The organism is Pseudomonas fuscovaginae SE-1 (assembly GCF_000364705.1).
GTDB classification, from domain to species: Bacteria; Pseudomonadota; Gammaproteobacteria; order Pseudomonadales; family Pseudomonadaceae; genus Aquipseudomonas; species Aquipseudomonas fuscovaginae_A.
Genome location: NZ_AQOH01000020.1, coordinates 1 through 21,345, shown reverse-complemented (window position 1 = coordinate 21,345; position 21,345 = coordinate 1). Strand labels below are relative to the sequence as shown.

Sequence of the window (21,345 nt, the reverse complement as noted above, 5' to 3'; positions counted from 1 at the left end):
GGCCGGTGCGGCAGGCTTGGCTTCACGGGTCGACAGTGCCTTGGTCACGGCCTCTTTCACACGACCAACGCCTTGCGCCAGCTTCAGGCTTTCCTGTGCATCGCGCTTGAGTTGCAGGATGTAGGCACGGGTTTCCGACTGGCTGGTTTTCAGCTTGTCGAGCAGCTCTTCCAGCTCACCGACAGCAGCCTTGGCCTTGGCTTGTGCCTTGGCTTTACCGGCAGTGGCGGCGTCCTGCAATTTGGTGCGGGACTTGTGCAGTTTTTCCTGGGCCTTGCCGCGTTGCTTTTCCAGTTTGGCGAGCAGTTTTTCAGCATCAGCCAAGGCTTGGGAACAAGCGTTTTCCAAATGCTCGAGCAGGCTGCCCGACAGTTGTTGGAGCAGGTGCAACGGAGTATTTACAGGCTTCTGGGTGGCCGACATGGTTTACCTCCTGGCTGACGTGAGTGCGGCTCATACTAGACCTTCTCTGACTACCGCCGCTAGGGCATGTTGACAGTATCGAAGGGCCGACGTTGCATGCGGCAAAAAATGTTCTCGGGGATCATTCGCCAAGACCAACAACCGGCCTGCAGCACTGGCATAATCCGTCGGGTCCCAGGTCGGAGAGTTGCCATGTCGCGTTACCTAATGTTGTCGCTGTGTCTTGTCCTGCCACTGGCCCACGGCGCACCGGAGGAAAAAGCCGACGACGCCCATGACCTCGCCTACAGCCTCGGCGCCAGCCTCGGCGAACGCCTGCGTCAGGAGGTGCCGGACCTGCAGCTCAAGGCATTGGTCGAGGGTTTGCAACAGGCCTACCAGGGCAAGCCACTGGCACTGACGAATGAACGGATCGAACAGATCCTCGCCGCGCATGAAGCTCAGGCCACGGAAGATTCGGCCAAGCCGCAAAGCGAAGTCGCCCTCGAAGCGGAGAAGAAATTCCTTGCCGAAGAGAAAGCCAAGCCAGGCGTTCGCGAATTGGCCGACGGCATCCTGGTGACCGAGCTGACACCGGGTACCGGCGAGAAAGTGGCTGCCAATGGCCGGGTACAGGTGCGCTATGTGGGGCACCTGCCCAATGGCACGATCTTCGACCAGAACAACCAGCCGCAGTGGTTTCGCCTGGACAGCGTGATCAATGGCTGGCGCAGCGCCTTGCCGCAGATGCAGGTCGGTGCCAAGTGGCGCCTGGTGCTGCCATCAGCCCAGGCCTATGGTGCGGACGGTGCCGGCGACCTGATCGCGCCCTACACCCCGCTGGTGTTCGATATCGAACTGCTCGGCGTCGCCAGTTGAAGGTGGCCTGAAACGAAAAACGGTGCGCCATGCGCACCGTCTTGAGGGACTGCCCATTACCGTTCAAGCCTGGGCGACGGCTTCTTCCTTGTGTGCATTATGCAGCACTTCGATCAGGCAGTCCTCGAGTTCGAAGCGCTCATGCAACAGGCCACCGAGCTCCTTGAACTTCTCCGCCACGCACTTGCCGGCGTCGCACAGATCGTTGAAGGCCAGCAGCTTTTCGGTGATCACATCGATACGTGGGTAGAGGGTATCGGCCAGCTTCAGCCCGCGTTGATCGCCGAAGGCCTTGGCCTCGCTGGTGAGCTGTTCATAGATTTCGAAGTGTCCGGCCGACACATAGTCCACCAGGACCCCACAGAACTCCTGCAATGGCTGGCGACTGTGCGCCAGGGCTCCGGGCTCGGCACCGAGCGCATCATAGGCTTTTATGAGTTCATGACGATCCTGCAGCCAGCGATCAATCAGCAGGTGCACACCGCCCCAGCGTTCCTGGGCATTCTGACAACTTTCAAGCATGGTGATTTCTTCCCTTCAGGGTCATGCCGCCCGACACCTCGTAGCCACCGAGTATCCTGACTTGGCCAAACAGGGCAACCTTGTTTGCGTTGCATGCGTGCGGGCCAGATTATGCCCGCACGACACCTGCTTCAAGGTACGCAGACGAGAAAGTTCATACAAGCGTTTAATCCGCAGGGGCGACTACCGGTCGCGCCAGACACCACGACGGCCTCCGAGAACCGGACCGATCATCTGGTAGATCGCCACGATACTCATGCCGACAAAGGCCAGCAGGCTCCACTCGGGAATGCTCAGGTCGAACAGTGTCCAATGGATCTGCGCACACTCGGCGGTGGCCCGGAACATCAGCTGCAGCGCCTGCAACAGCGAGCCTTGCTGCATCAGGCAATGCAGGCCGGGCTGGCAGATCATCAATTCCTCCGGCGGCACCTGCTGCAGCAGGACCTGGCGGGCTGCCGTCGCCGCACCGGCCACGGCGAACAACAACCCCAGCGCACCATACACCCGACAGCCGATGCGGGCCGGCCCGTGCAACGCCCCGAGCAGGCTGACCAGGCAGAAGCCGGCGAGGAACAGCCGCTGGACCATGCACAACGAACAAGGCTTCAGCCCGACTCCATACTCCAGGTACAACGAAGCCGCCATGATCGGCGCCGCTGCCAGGAAGGCCAGGGAGAACAGAGAACGTGAGCGGGCCAGGAACATGGCTATTCCGTAACAGGAGAGACAGGCAGTTACGGTAGAGGAAAGGCCGCGGCCCTTTCAAGGCGAGCCAGCGCAGATAATTCCTCAAGCCTGTAAGGAATTACCGATAGACGTCCGATGAAACCATTACGTAGCAAGTAGGATTTCGGTATCAAGGCATTACAGGGAAATAGGCCGCGCATCCGGGACGGGTCGCCCAGCACCGGCGACCCGTCCCTTGCGGCGATCAGGCGTTGACCGGAACCGGCAGCGGCCGCGCGAGCAAACGCTCATCCAGCAGGCCGAGACCTTCCTGGAACAGCTGGTTGCTGCGCTCGGTGTCGCCCAACTGGGCCAGCAACCGGGCGAGCTCGGCACACGCCTCCGGATGGCGTTGCACCCGCAGGCTCGCCTCCAGGTAGTCACGCGCCTTGCCCCACAGGCTGTTCTGCAGGCACAGGCGACCCAGGGTCAGCAACAGGCTGGCATCGCCCGAATGCTCCTTGAGCCAACCCTCGGCGGTCTGCAATTGGCGCACCGGGTCACGCCCGCGCAGCAGGCCGTAGAGCCGGGCCAGATGACTGTCGTACTGGCGCTTGAGCGCCGTACGCAGAGCCTCCTCGGCCTCACCGTCAGCCCCCAACTGGCGCAGTTGCTCGGCATAGGCCAGCACCAGTTGCGGCTCCTGGCGCTGGGCCGCGGACAATTGTTGCCAGGCCCGCTCCAGGGATTTCAGCCCGGCTTCACCATCCTGCTCGCGGCGCACCGCCAGGCTCAGGTTCTCGCCCCAGGCCCGTCGCTCCAGTTCCGCCAGTTCGGCTGGCGGCAGTGCCTTGTCCTTGCGCAACGCCGGCAACAGCCGAACCACCGCCGACCAGTCGCCACGCTGCTGGTGCAAACGCTGCAACTGCCGCAGTACCTGAACGCTGTGGGGATGCAGATCGTGCATCGCCTGCAGGGTAGCCAAGGCCCCGTCGGTATCGCCACGGTCAACCTGTAACTGCGCATGACTCAAGGCAATCGCCAGTTCGGCCTGCGGCTGGCGCGTCAGGGCTCGCTCCAGCAGGTTGTCGCATTCGTCATACTTGCCCTGCTCGTTGGCCGCACGTGCCGCGCCGAGGTAATAAAGCAGCGGTTGGCGCTCAGCCTCGGCGGCCCGGTGCAGATGCTTCTGGGCACTGGCCCAGCGGCCTTCGGCGAGGTCCATCTGGCCCTGTTCGATGGCCAGTTGGACACGCCGGCTGCGGTTGCGCCGGGACCAGGGATTGGCCGCGGAACTGGACGTCGTGACCAGGCCGATCAGGAACTTCAACAGCCGGTAGACCAGCCACAGCACCAGCAGCACGGCGAGGAACGCCCACAGGCTGGATTCGTAACGGAAGCTGTCGTAGGCGATCAGTACGTAGCCGGCGTGCCGGTAGATCGCATAACCCACCAGGCCGGAAACGGCGATGACCAGCAGCGCGATGGCGATGAATCGCTTCATGGGCTGGTCTCCTGCGCCGGCTTCGCGTCGCCGCGTACCGGCGTCTCGGTTTCCACGTGCCGCCGCTCGAGGTAGGCCTGGACAGCACTCAGGCTCGAGGCGAGGTCGGGGGTCGGCACCGTCACCGACTTGCGGCTCAATTCGGCAAGTTGCTCGACCATGGCCTTGCTCTGCGGGTTGTCCGGATTGAAGCTGCCGGTCAATACGTCACGGGCCTCGGTCAGGGCCTGGGTATAAACCTCCGCCTGCCCGTTCAGTGCCGCCCACTGCGCCTGCTCCAGGGCCAGGCTCAGGGCCAGGCGGACCTGGGTCAGGCTCTGCCCGGCCAGCAGCGGCCGGATGTTCTTGTTGGCGTTGAAGTCGATACGAATGTAGCGCGAGATTTCCTCCCACCACTGGGCCCAGCGGCTGGCGCCGTCGCCATCGGACGTCAGGCCCAGCAGCGAGTCGCCACGGTCCTGGTATTCCGGGGCCAGTTCGTTGAGCTGGGTGACCTGGTCACGCAGGGCACCCAACTGCAGGAACAGCCCGGTACGATCCGGCTGCTCGGTGCTGCGCAGCGCAGCCAGGCTCTTGGCCAGTTGTTCACGGGCGGCGAACGAGCCGGGGTCGTTCTGCTCGCGCAGGATGTCGTCGGCACCCTGCACCAGGGCCAGGGCACTGGTCACGTCCTGCAACGCGGACAAGCGCAGCGTGGCCAGGCGCAGCAGGTGCTCGGCCTCGGCCAGGCGCCAGTCCTTGCGGCTGGCCCCCAGCACACTTTCCAGGCGCTGGCTGAGCCGCTGCTGGTCACCCTGCAACTGGGCCACCAGGCGGCGCCGGTCTTCCAGTTCGGAGGCCGCCGGCAACTGGTCCAGGCGCGTCGCCAACTGCTGCTCACTGAGCTTGAGCGACTGCGCCTGGTTGCCCAGTTCCTGCAGTTGTCCACTCTGCTGCTGGTGATTGGCCTGCAGGTTGCGCACCTGCCAGATCCCCCAGCCACCGGCTGCCGCACCGGCAGCACCGAGCAGCAGGGCGAAGATCGCCAGACCGTTGCCACGGCGCTCGACGGGCGCCGCCGGCGGTTTGGCCGGCGTCTCGGGCGCCGGTTGAGCTTGTTCTTTTGGCAAGGCTGTTTCGCTCACGTGTCCATCCTTTGCATTCAGAAAGCGGGTCCAGGGTGCTCCTGCAACGCCGCCAGCAAGGCCGTGGCGCTGGCACCACGACAATCCACAACATGTCCCGCCCCGGCGGCACGAGCCATCTGCGCCACCCGGGGGCTGGGAACGAACAACGGCAACCGGGCCACTTCCGGCCAATTCGCCCCCGCCACCTGCCGCAGGTGTTCAAAACCCTGCCCACTGCTGACCACCAGGCCGTTCAGGCGTTCCGCGTGAATCTGCCGAGTCAGGGTACCGTCGGCGTACTCGGGCAGGAGGCGGCGGTACAATTCCAGATAGTCGACACTAGCACCTTGGGCGCGTAAACGCTCGGCCAGCAGCTCGCGCCCCCCCTCTCCCCGCAGGATCAGCACCCGCGGTTCGGGCTGGGCCAGTGCCGCCTGCAGGGCCGGCAGCGCGAGCAAGGCTTCACTGTCATCGCCTTCGGCCGGGTAGTCCACCCGCAGGCCGTAGTCGTCGAGCAGGCCCGCGGTCGCGGCCCCCACGGTAAACCAGTGCAGCATCGGCGGCTGTGGCCAGTAGCGATCGACCAGTTCGAGGCCCAGACGCGCAGCCGGCTTGCTGACGACGATCGCCGCCGCATAGAAAGGCAGTTCGAGGATTTTGCTCAGTTCGGCGCCTTCGATGGCCAGCGGCTGGATCTCCAGCAACGGCAGGGCGCTGCTGAAGATCCCGGCGTCGGCCAGAGTCGCCGAGAGCGCGGCCGACTCGTCCGCCGGCCGCGTCAGCAGCAGACGCCAGCCACTCATTGGTCGTCGGCCTCGCCATAGACCGCCTTGAGGATGGCGTCGGCGCCCTGCACCAGCAGCGCCTCGGCCACCTGTACGCCAAGGGCTTCGGCGTCCGCCTGTGGCGCACGGGCGTCGGCGGCCAGCAACAGGCCACCGGCCGGTTGGCCGACCAGGCCGCGCAGCCAGACCTGTTCATCTTCGAGTACGGCATAACAGGCGATCGGCACCTGGCAGCCACCATTGAGGTGCTTGTTCAGCGCCCGCTCGGCCGTCACCCGCACGGCCGTGTCGGCATGATGCAGCGGCGCGAGCAACGCATGGATCTCGTTGTCGGCACTGCGACACTCGATCCCCACGGCACCCTGACCGCCCGCCGGCAGGCTGTCCTCGACGCTGATGGCCGAAGTGATGCGGTCCTCGAAACCGAGGCGGATCAGCCCCGCCGCCGCCAGGATGATCGCGTCGTACTCGCCGGCATCGAGCTTGGCCAGGCGGGTATTGACGTTGCCCCGCAGGAAGCGGATCTGCAGGTCGGGCCGGCGGGTCAGCAGTTGTGCCTGGCGCCGCAGGCTCGACGTGCCGACCACCGCGCCGGCCGGCAGGGCCTCAAGGCTGGCGTAGGTGTTGGAGACGAAGGCATCGCGGGGGTCTTCACGCTCGCAGATGCAGAACAGGCCCAGACCCTCGGGGAAGTCCATCGGCACATCCTTCATCGAGTGCACGGCGATATCCGCCTCGTTCTCGAGCAAGGCGGTTTCCAGCTCCTTGACGAACAGCCCCTTGCCGCCGATTTTCGACAGGGGCGAGTCGAGCAGCTTGTCGCCGCGGCTGACCATCGGCACCAGGGTCACCTGCAATCCCGGGTGAGCCTGTTCCAGGCGGGCCTTGACGTATTCGGCCTGCCATAGGGCGAGCGCGCTCTTACGGGTAGCGATGCGGATTTCGCGAGAAGACATGGAACGGTCCGTACTGAGTAAATACGGCAGATAATAACAGTTCGGCCCGGCCAGCTTTGACTTGTATCAGGAAGTCCGCAGCCTCCCTGGCCTGGAACAGCGGACGGGTGAGGCCCGGGGCCTGTTGCAAGCCCCGGGTTAAAGCTGTTGCATCATCTTGCGCACGCCGGCGACATGCCGTCGGCTGACGATCAGCGCATCGCCGTTGAGCCCCTTGAGGAACAGTTGGAAATGTCCCAGGGGCGTGCGCTGAAGACGCTCGATGCGATCGCGTGCCACCAGCGCATTGCGGTGGATACGCACGAAGCGTTCGCCGAACTCGTCTTCCAGGGCCTTCAATGGCTCGTCGAGGAGCACCTCGCCACCCTCATGGCGCAGGGTCACGTACTTGTGGTCAGCGATGAAGTAGATCACCTGGCCGATGGGGATCAGTTCGATGCCCTTGCGGGTCCGTGCGCTGATGTGGCTGCGTGGCCCGTTGCCGCTTTCCGCCGCCGGCCGGGTCAACGCGGCCAGTTGCACGCGGTTGGGCCGCTCGGCCTTCTTCAGGGCCTCGAGCAGGTGTTCGGGGCGTACCGGCTTGACCAGATAGCCCACGGCACTGACCTGGAAGGCCTCCAGGGCGAACTCGTCGTGGGCGGTGCAGAACACCACCGCGGGTGGCGTTTCGCGCTCGCACAGGCGCGCAGCCACCTGCAGGCCATCGAGGCCGGGCATGCGGATGTCAAGCAGGACGATATCCGGCTTGAGGCTGTCGATCAGGGCCAATGCCTCCTCGCCATTGGTGGCGCTGGGCTCCAATACACTGTAACCCTCGAGTTCGCCGACCAGACGGGTCAGGCGTTCGCGGGCCAGGGGTTCGTCATCAACGATCAGGACATTCATATTGCGCTGGATTCCTGAGTGAGTCTCGCACAAGGATAGCGTAGACAGGTGAAGTGACGGCCGTCACGGCGGTCCACGCTAAGACTAGCGCGAGGCCCAAAAAGTGCCGCAAGTCGGGCACCAATGTTCACCAGTGCCAGGTGAGTACCGTTGGACGCCTGCTGCACGGCGGCGTCATAGGGATTGCTGATACACAATACGAACTCTCCCTCTCTATAGTCGGCTTCGACCCTGACCACCCCGCCATCGACACGCGGAGCGATGCCATGGATCAGAGCGTTTTCCAGCAAAGGTTGCAAGGTCAGTTGCGGGATCGGCAGATCCTCCGGAATTGTGCCGACCCTCCAGTCCAACTGTAGACGGTTGCCGAGACGATAGCGTTCGATCGACAAATATCGTTGCGCCAATTCCAGTTCTTCGCGCCAGGTCACCAGGTTTCCCGGGTTGGCCAGGCTGGCCCGGAACAGATCGGACAGGTCCAGCACCGCCTGCTCGGCCTGACGTGGGTCGCTCGCCACCAGGCTGGCGATGCTGTTCAGGCTGTTGAACAGGAAGTGCGGACGGATCCGCGCCTGCAAGGCCTCCAGCCGGGCCTGCAACTCCGCCTGCTGCTGGCGCCGCCACTGACTCTGCAGGTAAAAGTAGCGCAGCAGCAGCACCGACATGATGAGACTGATCAGCGCATGGCGCAGATAACGGCCGGGGCTGCCGCTGTCGACCTGGGTGGCGACGAGGGAAAAGTATTCGGTGAGCGCGGTGCAGGCCAGTGTCAGCCCGACCACCAACAGGCAGCACACCCCCCCCGCCACACCGGGGCGCAGGCGCGCCAGCCAGGCCCGGGTGGCGCACAGCACGGCCGCCGAGAGCAGCACGATCCACTGCACATACAACGATGTCAGGGCCAGGCGCACCCAGTCGAAGCCGCCAGGCATCGGTTCGCTGAGCACCAGCACCATCACCAGCAGCTCGGCCAATACCACCAGCACCAGCAGCGCTTCGGGCAGGCAAAGCTGCGGCAGGAAGAATTCCGGTGTCGCGGGCGCATCACGCCCGGTGTTCGTTCGTGAGGTTGGCATGCCCCCAGTGTCGACGTCTGTGCTGTCGACGACAAGCCATGCGACCGATTCGGTCGAAATAAAAGTCGCGCGACCGGCGTCAGCCCCAGCCGGAGCAACCCTGCTATGATCGGCAACACTTTATTTCCGGCAATCCATCTTCAGCAGATCACGAGCGAATCCATGAGCACCGACAAGACCAACCAGTCCTGGGGCGGCCGTTTCAGCGAGCCGGTCGACGCCTTCGTCGCCCGCTTCACCGCCTCCGTCACGTTCGACCAGCGCCTCTACCGCCACGACATCATGGGCTCGATCGCCCACGCGACGATGCTGGCCAAGGTCGGCGTGCTGACCGATGCCGAGCGCGACAGCATCATTGACGGGCTGACCACCATCCAGGGCGAGATCGAGGCCGGCCACTTCGACTGGCGCGTGGACCTGGAAGACGTGCACATGAACATCGAGGCGCGCCTGACCGACCGCATCGGCATCACCGGCAAGAAGCTGCACACCGGGCGTAGCCGCAACGACCAGGTCGCCACCGACATCCGCCTGTGGCTGCGTGACGAGATCGACCTGATCCTGGCGCAAATCACCCGCCTGCAGAAAGGCCTGCTGGAACAGGCCGAGCGTGAAGCCGAGACCATCATGCCCGGCTTCACCCACCTGCAGACCGCCCAGCCGGTGACCTTCGGCCACCACCTGCTGGCCTGGTTCGAAATGCTCAGCCGTGACTACGAGCGTCTGGTCGACTGCCGCAAGCGCACCAACCGCATGCCCCTGGGCAGCGCCGCGCTGGCCGGCACCACCTACCCGATCGACCGCGAGTACACCGCGCAGTTGCTGGGCTTCGAGGCCGTCGGTGGCAACTCCCTGGACAACGTCTCGGACCGCGACTTCGCCATCGAATTCTGCTCGGCGGCCAGCATCGCGATGATGCACCTGTCGCGCTTCTCCGAGGAGCTGGTGCTGTGGACCAGCGCGCAGTTCCAGTTCATCGACCTGCCGGACCGCTTCTGCACCGGCAGTTCGATCATGCCGCAAAAGAAGAACCCCGACGTGCCGGAACTGGTTCGCGGCAAGACCGGACGGGTGTTCGGCTCCCTGACCGGCCTGCTGACCCTGATGAAGGGCCAGCCACTGGCCTACAACAAGGACAACCAGGAAGACAAGGAGCCGCTGTTCGACGCCGCCGACACCCTGCGCGACTCGCTGCGGGCGTTCGCCGACATGATCCCGGCGATCAAGCCACGCCACGCGGTGATGCGCGAAGCGGCCCTGCGCGGCTTCTCCACCGCCACCGACCTGGCGGACTACCTGGTACGCCGCGGCCTGCCGTTCCGTGACTGCCACGAAATCGTCGGCCATGCGGTGAAGTACGGCGTGGAAACCGGCAAGGACCTGGCGGAAATGAGCCTGGAAGAACTGCGCCGGTTCAGCGACCAGATCGAGCAGGACGTGTTCGCCGTGCTGACCCTGGAAGGTTCGGTGAATGCCCGCGACCACATCGGCGGCACCGCCCCGGCCCAGGTGAAGGCCGCGGTCGCCCGCGGCCAGGCGCTGCTCGCCAGCCGCTGAAACGCCTCAGGGCCTGTGGCGACACAGGCCTTTTAATGCCGAGCCCATCCGTGGCGAGCGGGCTTGCCCGCGTTGGGCTGCGCGGCAGCCCCAATTCCTGCAATCGTGGATGTTCAGGAAAAATGCATTCGCCGGGGTTGGGGCCGCTGTGCGCCCCAGCGCGGGCAAGCCCGCTCACCACAAGTAGCCGGGCAAGGCTCTTCAGCCGGTAAACTGCACGGCTACTTCTTCGCCGCAATCATCGCCAGGAACGCCGGCATCGCCGCCTCCTTGTCCGCCGCGATCCGCCTGGCGTGCTCGCCCTGCTGCAACCGCTCCAGCAACGCCTTCGCCCGCGGCATGTCGGCCAGCAGGTCGATGCCGAACAGCTTGCCGCCCACCGCACAGGCCAGATCGACGCTGTAGAGGAAATACAGGTCCGCCACAGTGAATTCGCTGCCCGCCACATAGGGCGCGAACTGGCCATGGCGCTTGAGCGTGGCAAACCCGAGCAGCAATTCCCCACGGGTCTTTTCCTTGATTGCCTCCGGCACTGGCGTGCCGAAGAACGCCTCGGCAAAGCAGGCCCGCGCCGGCAGTTCGATATACAACTCGATCTCCTTGGCCAGCGCCAGGACCTGGGCGCGCTGGAATGGCTCGGCAGGCAGCAACGGCTTGCCGCCCTGCGTGTCTTCGAGGTATTCGAGAATGACCGTGGTTTCGTTGATGTAACCCTGTTCCACACCCAGCACCGGAACCTTCCCACGCGGGCTGATCACCAGCGTTTCCGGGGTCTGCCCGGGGTAGAAGGCGACCTCCTCGAAAGGCAATCCTTTTTCGAGCAGGGCCAGCTTGACCATGTTGTAGTAGTTGCTGACCGAAAATCCATAGAGCTTGAGCATCACAGAGCCTCCAGGCCGTGCGGGGGGTTGGCGCAGGCATTTATAGTGCACCGGACAAAAATTGACCAGCAGCACCACCCCGGCCAATCCGGGTAGACTGAAGACCTTTCCCAGAGGAGCCTGCCATGAGCGAGCCAAGCGATATCGACAACGACGACGAAGCGTTCGCCGAAACCACCCTGACCCAGGCCATCGAGAACCAGATCGAAAGCGGCAACCCGCCAGCCGCCAAGGCCATCTTCAACAAGTTGACCCTGGTCGGCTACGAGCGTGACGAGATCCTCAACCTGATGGCCCATGTGCTGGCAGTGGAGATCGATGCAATGCTCGACGACGATCGCCCGTTCGACAGCGAGTGGTACGAAACAGCCCTGCGCGCCTTGCCAGAGTTGCCACCCGAAAAGGACTGAGCCCCAGGGATTTTCGACGGCCATTGGCGAGCAAACCACGCTCCTAAAGGACAGAGCCGAACGCCAATCTTGTGTTCGACACGAACCTGTAGGAGCGTGGCTTGCCCGCGAAACAGGCCCGGCAAGGCAACCAATCCCCACCCCGTCTACACTGAAAACGCCTCGGCACTGGACAGCCCGGGCAAGTGGGATCACCTTAGTGGTGCGTCGCCCGATAATAATTCCTGAAAGTCTGGAGTCCTTATGTCGTATACCCCTGAGCTGGTTGCCGAACTGGAAATCCTTGCACTGTTCAACCTGGGAAGCTCCCAGGAGGGCCTGAAAATTCATCAGACCGCCGCCCCTTCCGCCATCGCCGCTGCCAAACGCCTGTTCGACAAGGAGCTGATCACCCAGGTCGATGGGGGCTACCTGACCAGCCTGGGTCGTGATGCCGCCGAGCATGCCCAGGGCCTGCTGACCATCCTGAGCGTCAGGGAAGCCGCCTGAACCCACAGCGCGCCCCGCGGCTCCGCCTCTGCGCGGACCGCGCAGGCTCGTGACCCGGCCATCTGAAACCCATCGACAAATTCAGCTTAAAGCGGGGCCTGCTTAGCCTGTAAACTGCCGTCTTTCAGATATTTCCTACTACCGAGCGCCGCAACCCGATGACGCGCACCCACGAAATACGCCCTAACCTGGACGAGGGCATCGACCGCCAGGTGCTCAACCAACTGCGCTCGCGCTTCCTGAAGCTCAACCAGGGTCGACTGGAGCGCGCCATCGAAGGCCTGTCACCGCGTCAGCAGGTGGTGCTGAACGTGCTGCCGCTGTTCTTCCACGTCAATCATCCGCTGTTGCCCGGCTACGTCTCGGGCAGCACGCCGGCCGGCCTGTCGAACTACGAACCGAACGATGCGGCCCTGGTCGAGGCCCAGCGCCTGACCCGCTCCTTCTCCTACAAGACTCGCCCGGCCAGCCTGCCACGCCCGATCCACGGTCTGTTCCTGATGGGCAGCCTGGGCACCCTGGCCCAGGCCGACCAGAGCGACATGGATTTCTGGGTCTGCCACGCCAGCGACCTGAGCCAGGGTGAGCTGGCCGAACTGCGCAAGAAATGCCAGTTGCTCGAAGCCTGGGCGGCCAGCCAGGGCGCCGAGGCGCACTTCTTCCTGATCGATCCGGCCCGCTTCGTCCGCGGCGAGCGCGACGCGCAACTGAGCTCGGAAGACTGCGGCACCACCCAGCATTACCTGCTGCTGGACGAGTTCTACCGCACCGCCATCTGGCTCGCCGGGCGCACGCCGCTGTGGTGGCTGGTGCCGGTGTACGAAGAGTCGCGCTATGACCAGTACACCCATACGCTGCTGTCCAAACGTTTCATCCGCGCCGACGAGTGCCTGGACCTCGGCCATCTGGCGCACATACCGCCGGGAGAATTCATCGGCGCCGGACTCTGGCAACTGTTCAAGGGCATCGAATCCCCCTACAAGTCGGTGCTCAAGCTGCTGCTGACCGAGGTCTATGCCAGCGAGCACCCACAGGTCGAATGCCTGAGCCTGCGCTTCAAGCAGGCGGTGTTCGCCAACCGTCTGGACCTGGACGAGCTGGACCCCTATATCGTGGTCTACCGGCGGATCGAGGAATACCTCAAGGCGCGCAACGAACCGGAACGCCTGGAACTGGTGCGGCGCAGCCTGTACCTCAAGGTCAACCGCAAGCTCACCGGCGGCAACACCCGCAACAGCAGCTGGCAGCGCCTGCTGCTGGTCCGCCTGGCCGGCGAGTGGGGCTGGGACCGCCGGCAACTGACCCTGCTCGACAGCCGCAGCCAGTGGAAAGTCCGCCAGGTCAGCGCCGAACGCCGCGCGCTGGTCAATGAACTGAACTACAGCTATCGCTTCCTGACCCAGTTCGCCCGCACCGAGCAGGCGGTCAGCCTGATCAACAAGCGCGACCTCAACGTGCTAGGCCGCCGGCTCTACGCGGCCTTCGAGCGCAAGGCCGGCAAGATCGAGTTCATCAACCCCGGGATCGCCCCGGACATGGCCGAGGACACCCTCACCCTGGTCCAGTCGCCCAACCGCAAGGAGCCGGGGCAGACCCACTGGGGCCTGTACAACGGCAGCCTGGGGGCCCAGGAATGGGAGCACTTCGCGCCGATCAAGCGCAGCCGCGAACTGCTCGAACTGCTCACCTGGTGCCATCGCAACGGGGTGATCGACAGCAGCACACGCCTGGCCCTGCACCCCGGCAGCAGCGACCTGACCGAATTCGAGCTGTTCAACCTGCTCGGCAGCCTGCAGCAGGTGATCGCCCTGCCCCTGAACAGTGTCGACGAAGAACGGTTGCTGCGCGCCAGCATCCCCAGCGAGGTGCTGATCCTGATCAACGTCGGAGTCGACCCGCTCAAGCACCACCGCGACCTGAATATCCTGATGACCACCGAGCGTACCGACTCCCTGAGTTATGCCGGGGTCCGGGAAAACCTGGTGTTGACTCTCGACCAGGTCACCCTCAACAGCTGGAACGAGGTGCTGATCAACCGCTACGACGGCTCGCATGCCCTGCTCGACTGCGTGCGCGACTACCTCAACAACCTGCCCCTGGGCCGCGACATGCCGCGGCTGCAGGTGCGCTGCTTCTGCCACAACCGTGCGCAGTTTATCGCCCAGCGGGTCGAGGAAGTGTTCAACACCACCCAGGAACTGCTGCTTGGCAACCTCAACCACCGTTATCTGGTGCAGGTCCAGCAGCATTACCACGTGCTGGAGCTGGTGCCCGGCCACGTCAAGCACATAGCCTTGGACAGCATTTCCATGCTGCTGGATTACCTGGGCACCGACCTGTCGGCCTACAGCCCGCTGCACCTGGACCTGCGCGCCATGGAAGAACACGACCTGGCGCTGATCCTGCCGATGGGTCAGCCCGAGTGCGTACAGGTGTTCTACCGGATCAACGAAGACCAGGCCGAGCTGTATGTCCTGGATGAGTTCAATGCCTTGTGGTCGCAGCGCCTGCCGTTCCACGACGAACAGAGCCTGCTGGTGCCGCTGCAACGCTTCCTGCAGTCGATCCTCTACCGGCGCGAAGCCCTGATGCCGATGGACTCGGCATCCAGTCGGGCCCTGGAAGTGCTGTACCATCAGTTGCTGCCTTCGGCCCCGGGCCGGGCACGCCGGGTCGAGGCCCGGCCGGCGCCGCAGACCGCGGTCAACAAGCCGTTCTACGACGTCCAGGCCATCGTCGGCAAGACCGGCCAGGACGAGGTCCAGGTCACCCTGTACTGCAACCAGCGGGAGTTTTCCGAACTGGAGTACGGCAACCAGCTGTATAGCGCGGTCGCCCAGGAAATCGTCGGCCAGCGTCGCGAGGTCGAGCGCTACCGCTGCTATATCACCGACCTGGATCTCAGCGGCCTGGTCGGCGAGGGGACGGGCTCGACCAACCTGCACCTGCGCTACAAGGCCGAGCTGGAAAACTCGCTGAACATCGCACTGGATCTGGTCTGAAGCCGATCAGAGGTGATAGTCGCCGGCGGCTTCCGGCTGGTACTCGACCTCGAGCAGCGCCAGCTTCAGGGTCTTGCCACCCGGCGCCGGCCAATTGATGTGCTGGCCGACCTGCAGGCCGAGCAAGGCACTGCCGACCGGCGCGAGAATCGAGATCTTGCCCTCGTCGGCATTGGCGTCCTGCGGATAGACCAGCGTCAGGCGGTAGTCCTTGCCGCTGCCTTCCTCGCGGCAGTGCACCCGGGAGTTCATGGTCACGACACCGGCCGGCACCTCTTCGTGACCCACGACGCTTTCAGCGCGGTCCAGTTCGGCCTGCAACGCGATGACGCCCGGCAGCGAGTCGTCCAGGCTGTCGATCAGACGCTCCAGACGCTGCACGTCAAGGCGGGTGAGAATGATGGAAGGTGCGGTGCTCATGATCCAGGCAGACTCCTTTTTTCTGCACGATAAAAGCAAAACCCCGCCACGAAAGGCGGGGTTCTCATTCCCCACGTCAGTGCGGGGCATAGCCGGACACTACCACAGCAGCGTAAATACACAAGCCACCGAGCGATGCCTCTGCAGGAGCCGGCTTGCTGGCGATGGCGGTGTATCAGGCGACGAAGAGGCTGAAGGTCAGATCGCAATCGCCAGCAAGCCGGCTCCCACCCAATGCCACAGGGCAATTCAAGTGCCCTTCAGACCTGGGCCTTGCGCGCCCGCGCCCGCGCGCAGATCAACCGCCGCCGCTCGTCGTCCGCCGAGCGCCATTCGCGGATGTCCTCGACGTGCCGAAAACATCCGATACAAATTTTCTGCTCGTCGAGCCGGCAAAGGCTCACACAGGGCGAAGGCACCGCCGGACTGACATTGCTGTACAACGGCCTGGGCGGCCTGGCGGGAGCGGCTGGCTGCGTCACCATCAGATCTCGTCGAAGTCCAGCTTCACGCCGGCCTGTTCCCAGGTCGCGCGGGCGACGATCTCGCTGAGCAACTCATCGCTCTTGTCGCAGACCCACTGGCTGTTCTCTTCGTCATAGTCGAAGTGGTAGCCACCCGAGCGCGCGGCCACCCACAGCTGGCGCAGGGGCTCCTGGCGACTGAAGATCAGCTGGCTGCCGCCCTCGAACTTCACGGTCAACACCCCGGCGGAGTTTTCCAGGTCCACATCCAGGTCACTCTCGTCGAACACATCCTCCAGATTCTGCTGGAGGCTATCGACCAGATCGTGAAAACGGGCTTCAGTCAAACTCATTGCGCGAACCTCGAAAAATACCTGTTACTCCAGGCGGGCGAAGATACGGGCGCCGCCGGACGTTTGCAAAGCATAACCAGCCCGGGGCGACGAGACATCAACAATCGGCCCGCCACGGTCCGGCTGGCGGCTCGCATAGGCAAGCCGCCGGGTGGCCGGTATACTCGGGCGCAATCAATGCTTTTACAAAGGATTTCGCCATGAAGCGCCTGATCTCTTCCCTTGCTGCGCTCCTCGCGATCGCTTGCCTGGTCTCTGCCTGTGGTCAAAAAGGTCCGTTGTATCTCCCCGATGACAACCAGAATCCCAACGACCAGGCCAAGTCTTCGCAAAGCAAGGCGCACAAGCACGACACCTACGAGTAAGGGATCACCATGGACGCTTTCAACTACCGCGACGGCGAGCTGTTCGCGGAAGGTGTGGCTTTGTCCGCCATCGCCGAGCGCTTTGGCACGCCCACCTACGTCTACTCCCGCGCGCATGTCGAGGCGCAGTATCGGGCCTATGCCGACGCCCTCGAAGGCGTGCCATACCTGGTCTGCTTCGCGGTCAAGGCCAACTCCAACCTCGGCGTGCTGAACCTGCTGGCCCGCCTGGGCGCCGGCTTCGACATCGTTTCCCGTGGTGAACTGGAGCGTGTGCTGGCCGCTGGCGGCCGCGCCGACCGCATCGTATTCTCCGGCGTCGGCAAGACCCGCGAGGACATGCGCCGAGCCCTGGAAGTCGGCGTCCACTGCTTCAACGTCGAATCCGCCGAGGAACTGGAGCGCCTGCAACAGGTGGCCGCCGAAATGGGCGTACGTGCGCCGGTCTCGCTGCGGGTCAACCCGGACGTGGATGCCGGCACTCACCCGTACATTTCCACCGGTCTCAAGGAAAACAAGTTCGGCATCGCCATTGCCGACGCCGAAGAGGCCTATGTCCGTGCCGCGCAGTCGCCGAACCTGGAAGTGCTCGGCGTCGATTGCCACATCGGTTCGCAACTGACCAGCCTGGAGCCGTTCCTCGACGCCCTCGACCGCCTGCTGGCGCTGATCGACCGCCTCGGCGAGTGCGGCATCTATCTGCGGCACATCGATCTCGGTGGCGGCGTCGGCGTGCGCTATCGCGATGAGGAACCGCCGCAGGTGGCCGACTACATCAAGGCCGTGCGCGAGCGCACCGCCGGCCGCGACCTGGCGCTGGTGTTCGAGCCCGGCCGCTTCATCGTCGCCAATGCCGGCGTGCTGCTGACCCGGGTCGAATACCTCAAACACACCGAACACAAGGATTTCGCCATTGTCGACGCGGCGATGAACGACCTGATCCGGCCGTCGCTGTACCAGGCCTGGATGAACGTCACCGCCGTGCGCCCACGGGATGCCCAACCACGCACCTACGACGTGGTCGGTCCGATCTGCGAAACCGGCGACTTCCTGGCCAAGGACCGTCAGTTGGCGCTGGAGGAAGGCGACCTGCTGGCCGTACACTCGGCCGGCGCCTACGGTTTCGTCATGAGCTCCAACTACAACACTCGCGGCCGCGCCGCCGAAGTGCTGGTGGATGGCGAGCAGGCGATCGAGATCCGCCGCCGCGAAACGCTGGCCGAATTGTACGCCGGCGAAAGCCTGCTGCCGGAGTGAACCCATGCTGCTGCGTTTTACCAAGATGCACGGCCTGGGCAACGACTTCATGGTCCTCGACCTGGTCAGCCAGCACGCGCACATCCTGCCCAAACACGCCAAACAGTGGGGCGACCGCCACACCGGTATCGGTTTCGACCAGTTGCTGATCGTCGAGGCGCCGAGCAATCCCGATGTGGACTTCCGCTACCGGATCTTCAACTCCGACGGTTCGGAAGTCGAACAGTGCGGCAACGGCGCGCGCTGCTTCGCCCGTTTCGTGCTGGACAAGCGCCTGACCGCCAAGCGCCGGATCCGTGTCGAGACCAAGAGCGGCATCATCGAGCTGGACGTCCGCCAGGATGGCCAGATCAGCGTCGACATGGGCGCCCCGCGCCTGGTGCCGGCGGACATTCCGTTCCAGGCACCGGCCCAGGCCCTGAGCTACCCGCTCGAGGTCGATGGTCGCAGCGTCGAGCTGGCCGCCGTGTCCATGGGCAACCCCCATGCGGTGCTGCGCGTCAACGATATCAACGCGGCGCCCGTCCATGAGTTGGGACCGAAAATCGAACACCACCCGCGCTTCCCGGCCCGGGTCAACGTCGGCTTCATCCAGGTGATCGACCGCCACCGCGCGCAACTGCGGGTCTGGGAACGCGGCGCCGGGGAAACCCAGGCGTGCGGGACCGGCGCCTGTGCCGCCGCGGTGGCCGCCATCAACCAGGGCTGGATGGATTCGCCGGTGACCATCGACCTGCCCGGCGGACGCCTGTCCATCGAGTGGGCAGGGGTCGGCCAGCCGGTGCTGATGACCGGACCGGCCGTGCGGGTGTATGAAGGACAAGTGCGTCTATAAGCGAGCGAACGTCATGACCGAGCAGCCCCACGAACTGCCAGAACAGAGCCTTGAGGCGGCCGCCGTCGCCGCCTACCTGGAGGCTCATCCGGACTTCTTCGTCGCCCACGAGGAACTGCTGCCGGCGCTGCGCATCCCGCACCAGCGCGGTGACACGGTGTCGCTGGTCGAGCGGCAGATGAAGATCCTGCGCGAGCGCAACATCGAGATGCGCCATCGGCTGTCGCAACTGATGGACGTCGCCCGCGACAACGACCGGCTCTTCGACAAGACCCGCCGACTGATCCTCGCCCTGATGGACGCCGCCAGCCTCGACGACCTGGTGATGGCCGTCGAGGACAGCCTGCGCCAGGACTTCCAGGTGCCCTTCGTCAGCCTGATCCTGTTCAGCGACAACAGCATGCCGGTGGGCCGCTGGGTCAGTGCTGCCGAAGCCCAGCAGGCGATCGGCGGGCTGCTCTCGGAAGGCAAGAGCGTCAGCGGCAGCCTGCGCGAGCATGAGCTGGACTTCCTGTTCGGCGAAGAGCAGCGCAAGCAGATCGGCTCCACCGCCGTGGTCGCCATCAGCCACTTGGGCCTGCATGGCGTGCTCGCCATCGCCAGCCGCGACCCGCAGCACTACAAGAGCTCGGTCGGCACCCTGTTCCTCGGCTACATCGCCGAAGTCCTGGGGCGTGTCGTCCCGCGCTTCACCCATTCCCTGCGCTCGGTACGCTAGTCATGGAACGACAGCTGGACGCCTACTGCGAGCACCTGCGCAGTGAGCGTCAGGTGTCGCCGCACACCCTCGAGGCCTATCGCCGCGACCTGACCAAGGTCCTGGCCTTCTGCGAGAAGGAACAACTCGGCAGTTGGGCCGCCCTGGATATCCAGCGGCTGCGCCGACTGATCGCCCGCCTGCACCAACAAGGGCAGTCCTCGCGCAGCCTGGCGCGGCTGCTGTCGGCGGTGCGCGGGTTGTATCAGTATCTCAATCGCGAAGGCCTCTGCGATCACGACCCGGCCACCGGCCTGACCCCGCCCAAGAGCGAACGGCGACTGCCCAAGACCCTCGACACCGACCGCGCCCAGCAGTTGCTCGACGGCGCCGTGGAGGACGATTTTCTTGCCCGGCGCGACCAGGCGATCCTCGAACTGTTCTATTCCTCGGGGCTGCGCCTGGCGGAGCTGACCAGCCTCAATCTCGACCAGTTGGACCTGGCCGATGGCCTGGTGCGGGTCCACGGCAAGGGCAGCAAGACCCGCGTGCTGCCAGTCGGTCGCAAGGCCCGGGAGGCCCTGCAGACCTGGCTGCCGCTGCGCGCCCTGAGCAACCCGGCGGATGACGCGGTGTTCGTCAGCCAGCAGGGCCGGCGCCTCGGCCCGCGGGCCATCCAGTTGCGGGTCAAGGCTGCCGGCGAACGCGAACTGGGGCAGAACCTGCACCCGCACATGCTGCGCCATTCGTTTGCCAGCCATCTGCTGGAGTCGTCCCAGGACCTGCGCGGCGTACAGGAACTGCTCGGCCATTCGGACATCAAGACCACGCAGATCTACACCCACCTGGACTTCCAGCACCTGGCCACCGTCTATGACAGCGCCCACCCCCGGGCCAAACGCCGCAAGGATTCCTCGCCATGACGATTGAGCTGGTCACCTTCGACCTCGACGACACCCTGTGGGACACCGCCCCCGTGATCCACAGCGCGGAGAACGTGCTGCGTGAGTGGCTGGCCAGCCATGCGCCGGATCTCGGCGGCATCCCGATCGAGCATCTGTGGGCGATTCGTGAACGGGTGCTGCTCAGCGAGCCGACGCTCAGGCACCGCATCAGCGCCCTGCGCCGCCGGGTGCTGTTCCATGCCCTGGTGGAAGCCGGTTATCCACAGGCGCAGGCCAGCGTGCTGGCCGACGAGGCGTTCGAGGTGTTCATCCACGCCCGACACCAGATCGACGTGTTCCCCGAGGTCGAGCCGACCCTGCAAGCCCTTGGCCGCCGCTTCGCCCTCGGCGTGGTCACCAACGGCAATGCCGACGTGCGCCGCCTGGGCCTGGCCGATTACTTCCGCTTTGCGCTGTGCGCCGAGGACATCGGCATCGCCAAGCCGGACTCGCGGCTGTTCCACGAAGCCCTGGCACGCGGCGGCAACATCCCGGCCAGTGCCGCGGTGCACATCGGCGACCACCCCGGCGACGACATCGCCGGCGCCCAGCAGGCGGGTCTGCGGGCGGTCTGGTACAACCCCATGGGCAAGGCCTGGGAAGCCGAGCGCCGCCCGGATGCCGAGATTCGCAGCCTCACCGAACTGCCCGCGCTGCTGGCCACCTGGAACACCTAGCCAGACAGCACCACACCTCTTGTGGCGAGGGGGCTTGCCCCCGCTGGGTCGCAGAGCGGCCCCAAGCCCGGCTGACTCGAGTTTTCAGGTACATCGCCTATTCAGGTTCTGCGGCTGCTCTGCAGCCGAGCGGGGGCAAGCCCCCTCGCCACAGTTTTTGCCCTAACCTCAGCTTCTGCTCTAGCCTCAGCTTCTGCTCTAGCCTCAGCT

General features: G+C 64.7%; 24 protein-coding genes. 11 read left to right on the top strand and 13 right to left on the bottom strand.

Annotated features, from left to right (window positions below; translation table 11 throughout):
- The coding region (locus tag K675_RS0102925; protein WP_017902012.1) for an AlgP family protein at nucleotides 1-423 on the bottom strand (423 nt) is incomplete at its 3' end.
- A 192-nt stretch (nucleotides 424-615) separates the two neighbouring features.
- On the opposite strand from K675_RS0102925, the gene K675_RS0102920 reads away from it, so the two are divergent.
- On the top strand, nucleotides 616-1,281 hold the full coding sequence (locus tag K675_RS0102920) for an FKBP-type peptidyl-prolyl cis-trans isomerase (protein ID WP_026144867.1): 666 nt from the start codon (nucleotides 616-618) through the stop codon (nucleotides 1,279-1,281).
- A gap of 63 nt (nucleotides 1,282-1,344) precedes the next feature.
- On the opposite strand, the gene K675_RS0102915 is transcribed toward K675_RS0102920, so the two are convergent.
- The 8 genes from K675_RS0102915 to K675_RS0102880 all read right to left on the bottom strand — a co-directional run bounded on the left by K675_RS0102915 (nucleotide 1,345) and on the right by K675_RS0102880 (nucleotide 8,784).
- On the bottom strand, nucleotides 1,345-1,803 hold the full coding sequence (locus K675_RS0102915) for an Rsd/AlgQ family anti-sigma factor (protein WP_017902010.1): 459 nt from the start codon (nucleotides 1,801-1,803) through the stop codon (nucleotides 1,345-1,347).
- Nucleotides 1,804-1,986: 183 nt separating this feature from the next.
- Nucleotides 1,987-2,511 carry a disulfide bond formation protein B gene (locus K675_RS0102910; protein WP_017902009.1) on the bottom strand — a complete coding sequence of 175 codons (525 nt, stop codon included), beginning with the start codon at nucleotides 2,509-2,511 and terminating at the stop codon, nucleotides 1,987-1,989.
- A gap of 226 nt (nucleotides 2,512-2,737) precedes the next feature.
- Nucleotides 2,738-3,976 (bottom strand): heme biosynthesis protein HemY, encoded by a 1,239-nt coding sequence (locus K675_RS0102905; protein WP_017902008.1) that lies wholly within the window; start codon nucleotides 3,974-3,976, stop codon nucleotides 2,738-2,740.
- Nucleotides 3,973-5,100 (bottom strand): uroporphyrinogen-III C-methyltransferase, encoded by a 1,128-nt coding sequence (locus K675_RS0102900; protein WP_017902007.1) that lies wholly within the window; start codon nucleotides 5,098-5,100, stop codon nucleotides 3,973-3,975. The genes K675_RS0102905 and K675_RS0102900 overlap by 4 nt, the downstream gene beginning before the upstream one ends.
- A gap of 17 nt (nucleotides 5,101-5,117) precedes the next feature.
- Nucleotides 5,118-5,885 (bottom strand): uroporphyrinogen-III synthase, encoded by a 768-nt coding sequence (locus K675_RS0102895; RefSeq protein ID WP_017902006.1) that lies wholly within the window; start codon nucleotides 5,883-5,885, stop codon nucleotides 5,118-5,120.
- The gene (gene hemC, locus K675_RS0102890; protein WP_017902005.1) at nucleotides 5,882-6,823 is read right to left on the bottom strand and encodes a hydroxymethylbilane synthase; all 942 of its coding nucleotides are present in this window, start codon (nucleotides 6,821-6,823) and stop codon (nucleotides 5,882-5,884) included. Before hemC ends, K675_RS0102895 begins: the two co-directional genes overlap by 4 nt.
- A 138-nt stretch (nucleotides 6,824-6,961) precedes the next feature.
- The gene (locus tag K675_RS0102885) at nucleotides 6,962-7,708 is read right to left on the bottom strand and encodes a LytR/AlgR family response regulator transcription factor (protein WP_017902004.1); all 747 of its coding nucleotides are present in this window, start codon (nucleotides 7,706-7,708) and stop codon (nucleotides 6,962-6,964) included.
- Nucleotides 7,705-8,784, bottom strand: coding sequence for a sensor histidine kinase (locus K675_RS0102880; protein ID WP_017902003.1), 1,080 nt, complete (start codon nucleotides 8,782-8,784; stop codon nucleotides 7,705-7,707). The genes K675_RS0102885 and K675_RS0102880 overlap by 4 nt, the downstream gene beginning before the upstream one ends.
- Nucleotides 8,785-8,946: 162 nt before the next feature.
- On the opposite strand from K675_RS0102880, the gene argH reads away from it, so the two are divergent.
- Nucleotides 8,947-10,341, top strand: coding sequence for an argininosuccinate lyase (argH, locus tag K675_RS0102875; RefSeq protein ID WP_026144866.1), 1,395 nt, complete (start codon nucleotides 8,947-8,949; stop codon nucleotides 10,339-10,341).
- A 221-nt stretch (nucleotides 10,342-10,562) separates the two neighbouring features.
- Here argH and K675_RS0102870 read toward each other — a convergent pair whose 3' ends face one another.
- Nucleotides 10,563-11,222, bottom strand: a complete 660-nt coding sequence (locus K675_RS0102870; protein ID WP_017902001.1) for a glutathione S-transferase — start codon at nucleotides 11,220-11,222, stop codon at nucleotides 10,563-10,565.
- Between the two features lie 125 nt (nucleotides 11,223-11,347).
- Here K675_RS0102870 and K675_RS0102865 point away from each other — a divergent pair, with 125 nt between their 5' ends.
- From K675_RS0102865 to K675_RS0102855, 3 genes are all read left to right on the top strand, one after another.
- Entirely contained in the window at nucleotides 11,348-11,632 is a 285-nt protein-coding gene (locus K675_RS0102865) for a hypothetical protein (protein WP_017902000.1), read from the top strand.
- A gap of 243 nt (nucleotides 11,633-11,875) precedes the next feature.
- The gene (locus K675_RS0102860) at nucleotides 11,876-12,121 is read left to right on the top strand and encodes a TIGR02647 family protein (RefSeq protein ID WP_017901999.1); all 246 of its coding nucleotides are present in this window, start codon (nucleotides 11,876-11,878) and stop codon (nucleotides 12,119-12,121) included.
- A 158-nt stretch (nucleotides 12,122-12,279) separates the two neighbouring features.
- Nucleotides 12,280-15,123: a class I adenylate cyclase gene (locus tag K675_RS0102855; protein ID WP_017901998.1), complete on the top strand. Its 2,844-nt coding sequence runs from the start codon at nucleotides 12,280-12,282 to the stop codon at nucleotides 15,121-15,123.
- Between the two features lie 6 nt (nucleotides 15,124-15,129).
- Here the strand turns inward: K675_RS0102855 and rnk are convergent, their stop codons facing one another.
- The 3 genes from rnk to cyaY form a co-directional block, all read right to left on the bottom strand.
- On the bottom strand, nucleotides 15,130-15,543 hold the full coding sequence (gene rnk / locus K675_RS0102850; RefSeq protein ID WP_017901997.1) for a nucleoside diphosphate kinase regulator: 414 nt from the start codon (nucleotides 15,541-15,543) through the stop codon (nucleotides 15,130-15,132).
- Nucleotides 15,544-15,803: 260 nt separating this feature from the next.
- The gene (locus tag K675_RS32025; RefSeq protein ID WP_425475315.1) at nucleotides 15,804-16,025 is read right to left on the bottom strand and encodes a DUF1289 domain-containing protein; all 222 of its coding nucleotides are present in this window, start codon (nucleotides 16,023-16,025) and stop codon (nucleotides 15,804-15,806) included.
- Nucleotides 16,026-16,027: 2 nt separating this feature from the next.
- On the bottom strand, nucleotides 16,028-16,360 hold the full coding sequence (gene cyaY / locus K675_RS0102845) for an iron donor protein CyaY (RefSeq protein ID WP_017901996.1): 333 nt from the start codon (nucleotides 16,358-16,360) through the stop codon (nucleotides 16,028-16,030).
- A 200-nt stretch (nucleotides 16,361-16,560) separates the two neighbouring features.
- On the opposite strand from cyaY, the gene lptM reads away from it, so the two are divergent.
- From lptM to K675_RS0102815, 6 genes are read left to right on the top strand one after another with little or no spacing between them, the layout of a single operon-like run.
- Nucleotides 16,561-16,725 (top strand): LPS translocon maturation chaperone LptM, encoded by a 165-nt coding sequence (gene lptM, locus K675_RS32020; protein WP_017901995.1) that lies wholly within the window; start codon nucleotides 16,561-16,563, stop codon nucleotides 16,723-16,725.
- A 9-nt stretch (nucleotides 16,726-16,734) separates the two neighbouring features.
- Nucleotides 16,735-17,982, top strand: coding sequence for a diaminopimelate decarboxylase (gene lysA / locus K675_RS0102835; protein ID WP_017901994.1), 1,248 nt, complete (start codon nucleotides 16,735-16,737; stop codon nucleotides 17,980-17,982).
- A gap of 4 nt (nucleotides 17,983-17,986) precedes the next feature.
- Nucleotides 17,987-18,817 carry a diaminopimelate epimerase gene (dapF, locus tag K675_RS0102830; RefSeq protein WP_017901993.1) on the top strand — a complete coding sequence of 277 codons (831 nt, stop codon included), beginning with the start codon at nucleotides 17,987-17,989 and terminating at the stop codon, nucleotides 18,815-18,817.
- Nucleotides 18,818-18,830: 13 nt separating this feature from the next.
- Nucleotides 18,831-19,535, top strand: coding sequence for a DUF484 family protein (locus tag K675_RS0102825; protein WP_017901992.1), 705 nt, complete (start codon nucleotides 18,831-18,833; stop codon nucleotides 19,533-19,535).
- Nucleotides 19,536-19,537: 2 nt separating this feature from the next.
- A complete protein-coding gene (xerC, locus tag K675_RS0102820; RefSeq protein WP_017901991.1) occupies nucleotides 19,538-20,437 on the top strand; it encodes a tyrosine recombinase XerC in 900 nt (299 codons plus the stop codon).
- Nucleotides 20,434-21,135: an HAD family hydrolase gene (locus tag K675_RS0102815; protein ID WP_017901990.1), complete on the top strand. Its 702-nt coding sequence runs from the start codon at nucleotides 20,434-20,436 to the stop codon at nucleotides 21,133-21,135. Before xerC ends, K675_RS0102815 begins: the two co-directional genes overlap by 4 nt.
- The last annotated feature ends 210 nt before the right edge of the window (nucleotides 21,136-21,345 follow it).